8 protein-coding genes and 2 rRNA genes are annotated in these 8,531 nt (G+C 60.5%); 6 read left to right on the top strand and 4 right to left on the bottom strand.

Going from position 1 to position 8,531, the window contains the following annotated elements; all coding sequences use genetic code 11:
* Positions 1-107: ribosomal RNA gene (rrf, locus tag F8197_RS28095) — 5S ribosomal RNA — on the top strand; the annotation flags it as partial.
* A 53-nt stretch (positions 108-160) separates the two neighbouring features.
* On the opposite strand, the gene rtcR is transcribed toward rrf, so the two are convergent.
* Entirely contained in the window at positions 161-1,711 is a 1,551-nt protein-coding gene (gene rtcR / locus F8197_RS28090; protein WP_152885380.1) for an RNA repair transcriptional activator RtcR, read from the bottom strand.
* Positions 1,712-1,901: 190 nt separating this feature from the next.
* Here rtcR and F8197_RS28085 point away from each other — a divergent pair, with 190 nt between their 5' ends.
* Positions 1,902-3,137, top strand: coding sequence for an RtcB family protein (locus F8197_RS28085; protein WP_152885378.1), 1,236 nt, complete (start codon positions 1,902-1,904; stop codon positions 3,135-3,137).
* Between the two features lie 2 nt (positions 3,138-3,139).
* Complete coding sequence (rtcA, locus tag F8197_RS28080) at positions 3,140-4,219, top strand: RNA 3'-terminal phosphate cyclase (RefSeq protein ID WP_227012459.1); 1,080 nt, start codon at positions 3,140-3,142, stop codon at positions 4,217-4,219.
* Here rtcA and F8197_RS28075 read toward each other — a convergent pair.
* Positions 4,216-4,737: a porin family protein gene (locus F8197_RS28075; protein ID WP_152885376.1), complete on the bottom strand. Its 522-nt coding sequence runs from the start codon at positions 4,735-4,737 to the stop codon at positions 4,216-4,218. The genes rtcA and F8197_RS28075 overlap by 4 nt on opposite strands.
* An 80-nt stretch (positions 4,738-4,817) precedes the next feature.
* Entirely contained in the window at positions 4,818-5,714 is an 897-nt protein-coding gene (locus tag F8197_RS28070) for an AraC family transcriptional regulator (RefSeq protein ID WP_152885382.1), read from the bottom strand.
* A 186-nt stretch (positions 5,715-5,900) separates the two neighbouring features.
* Here F8197_RS28070 and F8197_RS28065 point away from each other — a divergent pair, with 186 nt between their 5' ends.
* Positions 5,901-6,179, top strand: a complete 279-nt coding sequence (locus tag F8197_RS28065; RefSeq protein WP_152885374.1) for an SDR family oxidoreductase — start codon at positions 5,901-5,903, stop codon at positions 6,177-6,179.
* 2 nt (positions 6,180-6,181) lie between these two features.
* On the opposite strand, the gene F8197_RS28060 is transcribed toward F8197_RS28065, so the two are convergent.
* Positions 6,182-6,790 (bottom strand): TetR/AcrR family transcriptional regulator, encoded by a 609-nt coding sequence (locus tag F8197_RS28060; protein ID WP_152885372.1) that lies wholly within the window; start codon positions 6,788-6,790, stop codon positions 6,182-6,184.
* Between the two features lie 72 nt (positions 6,791-6,862).
* On the opposite strand from F8197_RS28060, the gene F8197_RS28055 reads away from it, so the two are divergent.
* Together F8197_RS28055 and F8197_RS28050 are read left to right on the top strand one after the other, a co-directional pair.
* Positions 6,863-8,065, top strand: a complete 1,203-nt coding sequence (locus tag F8197_RS28055; protein WP_152885370.1) for a YbfB/YjiJ family MFS transporter — start codon at positions 6,863-6,865, stop codon at positions 8,063-8,065.
* A gap of 355 nt (positions 8,066-8,420) precedes the next feature.
* Positions 8,421-8,531: ribosomal RNA gene (locus tag F8197_RS28050) — 16S ribosomal RNA — on the top strand; the annotation flags it as partial.

Here is an 8,531-nt window from a genome sequence, read left to right as displayed (position 1 = left end):
GACCATAGCAAGTCGGTCCCACCCCTTCCCATCCCGAACAGGACCGTGAAACGACTTTGCGCCGATGATAGTGCTGCAACCAGTGTGAAAGTAGGTTATCGTCAGGCTAGTTATATAGAAAAACCCCCTTCCAGTGATCTGGTTGGGGGTTTTTCGCATTTCAGAGCGTATCCCATTGCAGGTCAAACCTGGCCAGGTATTTCTTCAGGCGATCGGCATCGTTGGGCTTGGCCTTGGCATCGCGCGATACCGCGTATAACTTGCGGCCGGCATCCGACAGCGATTTCGATTGCCGGCAGACGGCAATCACCGCTTCCAACTGCATGCTGTCGAACAAATCCAGTCCGTTCAACAATACTGGCTGCGCGTTATGTTGCCACAGCCGTTTCAGGCGCGCGATTTCGTCAGTCACTTGCTGGTCGGTGATGCGTCCGGCATCCGACAGCGTGGCCAGCCGGGTGACCGAAGCTGCCAGGTCGCGGAAATTACCATTCCATACCGCTTCGACCGACATGGCGAAGCGCATGTAGCGGGTACGCGCTTCCTTGTTGAAGCTGACTTTCTCGCCACTTTCCATGGCAAACAGCGCCAACTGGAAATCGACATTGGGCTCGATATCCTCGGGCCGCTCGGCCAACCGTGGCAGCGAATAGGTCCACAGGTTGATGCGCGCATATAAATCCTCGCGGAAACGGCCGGCCAACATCTCGGCGCCCAGGTCGCGGTTGGTGCCGGCGATCAGCTGGAAGTCGCTGGCCACTTCCTCGTCGCTGCCCACCGGCAGAAAGCGCTTTTCTTCCAGTGCCTTGAGCAGCATTGCTTGCTCGTTCAGGCCCAGTTCTCCTATTTCATCGAGGAACAGCAAGCCCTTGTGAGCGCTGCGCAGCAGTCCCGGCCGATTGCTGGCTGCACCGGTGAAAGCCCCCTTGATATGGCCGAACAGGGTAGACGCCGCGCCATCACCGTGCACGGTGGCGCAGTTCAGCTCGACAAACTTGCCGTCGAGCTGATGGCGATTCTTTTTCAGTTCGAATACGCGCCGCGCCAAAAACGATTTGCCGGCGCCGGTCGGGCCCATCAACAGCATCGGCGCGCGCGATTTTACGGCCACTTTTTCGATTTCCTCGATCATGGTGTTGAAGCTGGCATTGCGGGTGGGGATGCCCGATTTCAAGAACGCCACGCCTTCGGCCTGTTCGCTGGAAAAGCGCTGGGCGATCTGGTCGTAGCGCGAGAGATCGAGATCGATCAGCTGGTAGCCGGCCTGGTCGCCGCCGCGCCGGGGCGGCGACGTCTGCAGCAGCCGGCCGGGCAGGTAACGCGCCTCGGTCAGCAGGAACAAGCAGATTTGTACCACGTGGGTACCGGTGGTGATATGGATCCAGTAGTCTTCGTGCTCGGTGTCGAAAGGATAGTTCTTGGCAAAATCGAACAGCGCCCCATACACATCCTCGAAGTCCCAGGCGTCGTGCATCGGTATCTCGTGGATGGCGACCACAGTTTCGGGCGACACGGTGGCGATGTCGCGCGCCACGCGTTCGCTCAAGTCCCTGAATTTTCCGTTATAGAGTAACTCGAAGCGATCGATCACCAAGTCGTCGTGCTGGGTGAGCGAGACGCTGGGCCGCCATTTTTCCCAGCGGTCGGTCCGTTGACCGCTGTCGAGTTGGCTGCCGACAAAGCCGATCGCCACTTTGCGTTTGATTTTCATGGATAAATTCTTATAAATCAGGATAAATAATTATGCCTGATGATGTCGGCTAAACGTGAGTGAAAGACGCCAAAAAGAAAAATTATCGTATTGATTCAATGGCTTATAAAAATATTGCCGCATCTCCAAGAAGCTGGCATGGCGTTTGCAATAAGAGGCTTACCCAAAGATAAAAATGAAAGAGAAGAAAATGGAAAATCTCAATTACGATACCCTCGACACCGGCAACGGCAGCCCGATCAAGATGTGGACCCAGGGCGTACCAGTGGAAGAATCGGCCAAGCAGCAGCTCGCCAACACCGCCCGCATGCCGTTCATCTACAAGCACATTGCAGTGATGCCGGACGTCCACCTGGGCAAGGGTTCAACCATCGGCAGCGTGATCCCGACGCTGGGCGCCATCATTCCGGCAGCGGTGGGCGTTGATATCGGTTGCGGCATGATGGCAGCGAAGACCACGCTCAACGCCAACGATTTGCCGGACAACCTGGGACCGCTGCGCAGCGCCATCGAGCGCGCCATTCCCCACGGTATGTCGCCAAAGACCCGCAGCCATCGCGGCCGCGACGAGGGCAGCTGGAACACGCCGCCGGCGCCGGTCGATGCAGCCTGGGCGCAGCTCAAGGACGAGTTTGATGCGATTTGCCAGAAGACGCCCAAGCTGAGCAAGACCAACAACTACCGGCACCTGGGTACGCTGGGAGGCGGCAACCACTTCATCGAAGTGTGCCTCGATGAAACTGGCGCCGTCTGGTTCATGCTGCACTCGGGCTCGCGCGGGGTGGGCAATGCCATCGGCAGTCACTTCATCGAGCTGGCCAAGAAGGATATGCGCACGCACTTCATCAACCTGCCCGACGACGACCTGGCGTACCTGGAAGAAGGCACCACCCACTACCAGGACTACGTCGAGGCGGTGGGCTGGGCCCAGCGCTTTGCCCGCACCAACCGCGAAGTGATGATGCACAACCTGATTGCGGCGGTGCGCACCATCATCACCAAGCCGTTCGAGACCCACGTCGAGGCCGTCAACTGCCACCACAATTATGTGCAGCGCGAGCGGCACTTCGGCAAGGATGTGCTGATCACCCGCAAGGGCGCGGTGTCGGCGCGGCCAGGCGAGCTGGGCATCATTCCGGGCTCGATGGGCGCCAAGAGTTTTATCGTGCGCGGTAAAGGCAACGAGGAAAGTTTTAACAGCTGCAGCCACGGCGCCGGCCGCACCATGAGCCGCAACGAGGCCAAGCGCCGCTTCAATGCTGACGACCAGGCGCGCGCCACGTCCGGCGTGGAATGCCGCAAGGATGCCAGCGTGGTGGACGAGATCCCGATGGCCTACAAGGATATCGATGCGGTGATGCACGCCCAGCGCGACCTGGTGGAAGTGGTGCACACCCTCAAGCAGGTCGTGTGCGTGAAGGGATAAAGATGAGCATGATAGAACTGGACGGAGCAGCAGGCGAGGGCGGCGGACAGATATTGCGCACGGCACTGAGCCTGTCGATGATTACCGGCCAGCCGTTTCGTATCACCAATATCCGCGCGGGGCGGTCGCGCCCGGGATTGCTGCGGCAGCACCTGGTAGCGGTGCAGGCGGCAGCGCGTATATGCGGCGCCGACGTGGGCGACGTGGCGGTCGGCGCGCAAACGCTGGCGTTCGTGCCGGGCGCCATCCGCGCCGGCGATTACTCGTTTGCGATCGGCACCGCCGGCAGTTCCACGCTGGTGATGCAGACCGTGTTGCCTGCGCTGCTGTTTGCCGGGCAGTCGTCGCGGGTGACGGTCACTGGCGGCACCCATAATTCGATGGCGCCGCCGTCGCACTTTCTCGAGCGCGCCTATGGCCGGGTGCTGGCGGCGATGGGCGCCGAGGTGGATTTCACTTTGCGGCGTTTCGGCTTTTACCCGGCCGGTGGCGGCGAACTGGTCGCGACCGTGCAGCCATGCGCCGGCTTGCGGGCGCTGGAGTTGACCGAGCGGGGAACGCGCCTGCACGGCTATGCGGAAAGTTTTGTGGCGGGCGTGCCCGAGTCGGTGGCCAGGCGCGAACTGGAATGCATCGGCCAAGGCATGGGCTGGGGCGACGCGCACCTGCTGTGCCATCGGCTGCCGCTGGCAATGGGGCCAGGCAACGTGCTGTTGCTGACGCTTGAACACGAGCATGTGACGGAAGTGTTTGCCGGCTTCGGCGAAAAAATGGTGCGCGCCGAAACCGTGGCGAAACAGACGCTGGAGCGTGCGCGCCGCTACATCGCCTCCGGCGCGGCAGTGAGCGAGTGGCTGGCGGACCAGCTCATGCTGCCCATGGCGCTGGCCGGCGCCGGCAGCTTCACCACCGACGCGCTGTCATTGCACGCACTGACCAACGCCCAGGTGATCGCCCGCTTCTTGCCGGTACGCTTCGAATTCGAAGCGATGGGCGAGCGGCACCTGGTGCAAGTGGTCTCGGAGCGGTTATGCGGCGAGGACCGGCAACGCAGCGCTGGAGTTTTTGTCGGGAGCTGTTAGAACTGGAAGCGGCCGCCAAACGAATACATCTTGATCTCGGTCTTGGTCAGGTAACTGCCTTCCAGGTTGATCGACCATTGGCGGTTGAAGTGATAGCTCAAGCCGACGCCCACCAGGCCATCGGTCTCTTCCTTGTCCTTCATCCCCGAGCGATTGCCTTTCAAGCTGGTGCGACCGATGCCGGCGCGGCCGAACAGGCTGAAGCTTTCGTTGAGTGGCATAGTGCCTTGCGCGGCGATACCAACAGTCTGATCGGGATAGAGGCCGCGTTCGCTAAAGACACCTGAATTGGAAATAAAGCTCAAACTGCGGGCATAGACATCGAAGCCGAAATTGCGCGTGTATTGATAGCCGACCTTGCCGCCGAATGAAAGGTCATCGCCGTCCGCCGCATATTTCGATGACGTCGATGCGCCGCCGACGTCCAGCGCGATATAGGCACCCGGTTCGAAAGGGGCGGCAATGGTGACGGCGGGCGTGGCCGCCAGCGCGGCCAGGATGAGAATAAAACGTCGCATGCTGTTCCTCTGTAGTTGTCAGGGGTGGCACTGCCTTATTTGCAATGCCGCCAGGCAACCATGCTAATCCAATATTACTTTTAAAGCAACTGCGCCGGTTCGATCACCGGTGGCGCTAGGTAACGGCGCAACACATCGGCTTCCTCGCCTGGACTGCGACCGAAAAAGCGCTTGAATTCGCGGCTGAACTGGGACGGGCTTTCGTAGCCGACCTGGGCGCAGGCTGCCTGCGCGGTCATGTCGTTGCGCGCCATCAGCAGCCGTGCCTGGTGCAGGCGCGCCGATTTCACGTACTGGATCGGCGAGCAGTGCGTGACCGATTTGAAATGCACGTGGAAGGCGGGCACGCTCATATTGGCTTCGGCCGCCAACATGCCGACATCGATGCTGGCCGCGTAGTCGGCGTGGATGCGGCGCAGCGCCTTGGCAATGCGACCGAACTGGCCCTGGCTGGTGAGCGCCGCGCGCATCGCCGCGCCTTGCTCGCCCATCAGCACGCGGAAACAGATCTCGCGCACGATGGCCGGTCCCAGCACGCGCGCTTCCAGCGGCGAGTTGAGCGTTTCGAGCAGGCGCAGCACGGTATCGCGCAGGCGCGCATCCATGCGCGTGGTCATCATGCCCTTGGGTGCGGCCGGCACTTCGTTATCGGTCTGGTCGATGGCGAACATCAGGTCGGCCAGGGTGGTGCGGTCCACCTGTATTGTCAGGCCCAGGAATGGTTCCTCCGGCGTGGCTTCCGTCGCGCTGGAAAAAGGCATCGGAATGGCCACCACCAGGTACTGGTTGGCGTCGAATTGCAGCACATCGGTGCCGAAGAAGGCGCGCTTGCGGCCCTGCAGCGCAATGGCGATACACGGCTCCGACATCACCGGCGTCTTGGCCACGCTCTGGGTGGCGCGCGTCAGGCGCACGGCGTCCACGTCGGTGTCGGTATAGCCATCGTGCCGGGCCAGTTGGCGATGCAGTTCGATCAGGCGGTCCACGTCATTTCCTTTAATGCGCTCATGAATAGGAATGATCCATCAAAAGACGCAGGGCCGCCATGGCCTGGCGATTGAAGTATAGGATTAGGCAAGAATCGCATAGCCATGTGCATTTGCAGCATCGACACGCAGCCGTAAGATGCATGCTCGTGTCATTGCCAGGGAAAGGACCGCATCATGAACCCACCGTTACAGCGTAAAGTCATCCTGATCGCCGGCGCCAGCCGGGGCAGCGGACCGGCCACGGCGCGCCAACTGGCGCAGCAGGGCCACCACGTGGTGCTCGGCGCGCGCCGATCGAGCCGCTTGCAGGGCCTGGTCAACGAGATCCGCAAGGCGGGCGGCTCGGCCGAATGGTATGCGCTCGATGTCAATCAGCCGACCGAAATGGCAGCGTTCCTGGCGTTTGCCGAAGACGTGCACAAGCGCGTTGATGCCGTCATTCATAACGCTTGAGTTTAATCAGCTTTAAAGAGTAGTTGTATCAGGCTGTCAGCCGTGGCCTGCAGTTGTTCCGGGCCGTGGTAGATGCGCTCCATCACCACATTTCCCCGCGTAAAAGTGACCAGCAGGCGGGCGGCGTCTTGCGGTGACAGGCGCAGCCGTGCTACCGCATCGGGCGCGGCCAGCCGTTCTTCCAGTACCAGGCCCAATCCTTCCAGCATGCCGCGCAAGGCATTGCGCACCGGCTCGTCCATGGCGGTTTCGTCCGTGGCGATCTTGGTGGTGAGACAGCCGCGTGTGCGCGGCGCCGCGTCTTCATCCCGCCCCGGCGCCAGTTCCGACATCGACTTGATCACGTAGGTAAAGTAAGCACGCAGTGCCGCCACCGGATCGGACAGTTGCATGTGCTCGCGCACTGTCTCCAGATAGCGGCGCTGGTAGCGCGCAAACGCCAGCAGGAAGATAGCCTGCTTGTCGCCATAGGCGTTATAGAGCGAACCGCGCAGCACGCCGGTGGCCTGCGCCAACTCCTGCATCGAGGTCGCACCATAGCCGCGGTGCCAGAACACGTGCATCGCACGCTCCAGCGCTTCCTCTTCATTGAATTGTTTTATACCAGCCATGGGCCGATTATCGACATTCTTGACACCCCTGTCAAGTTTGACTATGCTGTCAAACATCATGAGGAGCTGTGAATGGATATCGTTGAAGACCGGGCCGCCACCGCGCGTGCCATATTTGCCGGCCTGTGCGCCAGTTTGGTGGGTATCGGGCTGGCGCGTTTTGCGTACACGCCGCTGATCCCGCCGATGATCGAGGCGCACTGGTTTGTCGCGAGCGACGTGGTGTACCTGGGTGCGGCCAACCTGGTCGGATACCTGGTGGGCGCTTTGCTGGGGCGGCCGCTGTCGCGCCGCTATGGCGCCAGGTCCGCCTTGCGGGCGATGATGGTGCTGACGTCGCTGGCATTCTTTGCCTGCGCGTTTCCGTTATCGGTGGGCTGGTTCTTTGTCTGGCGCCTGCTGTCCGGCGTGTCGGGCGGCGTAATCATGGTGCTGGCCGCATCGAGCGTCTTGCCGCATGTGCCGGCCGCGCGCAAGGGCATGGCCAGCGGCGCCATTTTTCTTGGCATCGGCGTAGGTATTGCCATGTCGGGCACGCTGGTGCCGTTGTTGCTTGATGTCGGCATGCGCGCTACCTGGCTCGGGCTCGGCGTCTTGTCGCTATTGCTGACCATTGCAAGTTGGGCGTGCTGGCCGCATGCGGTACACACTCATCCGCCAGTAGGGCAGGCCGCCGTCACCATGGAAGCGGGCGCGCGTTCCGAACTCATGCTGCTGTATGTGCAATATGCGCTGATGGCCGTGGGCCTGGTGCCGTTGATGATGTTCCTGGTCGATTATGTGGCGCGCGGACTCGGCTGGGGTTCGCACGAGGCGGCGTTGTTCTGGATCGTCTATGGCGTGGGCGCCATGATCGGCCCGATGGCCTACGGCTGGATGTCCGATCGCTTGGGCGCCTCGGCCACCAGCCACCTGATGACTTGGCTGCAAATCGGCGCGGTAGTGCTGATGATGTTTTCGACCCACCACCTGGTGCTGATGCTGGCGACGCTGGTGATCGGTTCCTATCCGCCGGGTGTGCCGCCGATTACCCTGGCGCGGCTGCATCGCATCTTGCCGGGCGACGCCCATGGACAAAACATCGTCTGGAGCAAGGCTACCACGGTGTTCGCGCTGACGCAGGCATTGGCCGGTTACGGTTACTCGTATTTGTTCGCACAAAGCGGCGGCGATCACCGGATATTGATGGGCGTGGGCGCGGCTGCGCTGGCCATGATTATTCTGTCGGACGTCGCCAGAAAAGTGCTTGCCAAGCCCCTGCGGGCCAGCCTATAATTCGCCCCCTCGCAGAACAACGCATGCAAATGCAGAGTGAAGCGAAGGTTAAAAAGTACGGAAAAGAAGGTTGACGAAACAAGCTAAACGCTTCATACTCTTTCTTCTTCGCGGCAGACAAAACGATCAGCTAGCGAACACAAGCAACACTGAATAAGTTCTTTAAAAATTAACAGTCGATAAGTGTGGACGTTTGATGAAAGTGCACACGCTGCTTGCAGCGTGATACTTAAAATATCAAATGTTCACAAGAAGTAATGAAATAGGCGCTATGAAAATAGTGGCCTGTCAGTATTTTGAGTGAGCGACCCGTCAGCGATGACGGTGACACGAAAGTGTCAAATAAACAGAGATTAAACTGAAGAGTTTGATCCTGGCTCAGATTGAACGCTGGCGGCATGCCTTACACATGCAAGTCGAACGGCAGCGCGGGGCAACCTGGCGGCGAGTGGCGAACGGGTGAGTA

The sequence above is a fragment of the Duganella sp. FT27W genome (assembly GCF_009295655.1).
Taxonomy (GTDB): domain Bacteria; phylum Pseudomonadota; class Gammaproteobacteria; order Burkholderiales; family Burkholderiaceae_D; genus Rugamonas; species Rugamonas zoogloeoides.
The sequence above is the reverse complement of the archived record's forward strand: the minus strand, read 5'-3'. Positions and strand labels throughout refer to the sequence as shown.

Bases quoted from the DNA above. Each gene is read 5' to 3' on its own strand.
- rtcA (WP_227012459.1), top strand. From the start codon at position 3,140: ATGAGCATGATAGAACTGGACGGAGCAGCAGGCGAGGGCGGCGGACAG.
- F8197_RS28065 (WP_152885374.1), top strand. From the start codon at position 5,901: ATGAACCCACCGTTACAGCGTAAAGTCATCCTGATCGCCGGCGCCAGC.
- F8197_RS28055 (WP_152885370.1), top strand. From the start codon at position 6,863: ATGGATATCGTTGAAGACCGGGCCGCCACCGCGCGTGCCATATTTGCC.
- F8197_RS28085 (WP_152885378.1), top strand. From the start codon at position 1,902: ATGGAAAATCTCAATTACGATACCCTCGACACCGGCAACGGCAGCCCG.
- F8197_RS28075 (WP_152885376.1), bottom strand. From the start codon at position 4,737: ATGCGACGTTTTATTCTCATCCTGGCCGCGCTGGCGGCCACGCCCGCC.
- F8197_RS28060 (WP_152885372.1), bottom strand. From the start codon at position 6,790: ATGGCTGGTATAAAACAATTCAATGAAGAGGAAGCGCTGGAGCGTGCG.
- rtcR (WP_152885380.1), bottom strand. From the start codon at position 1,711: ATGAAAATCAAACGCAAAGTGGCGATCGGCTTTGTCGGCAGCCAACTC.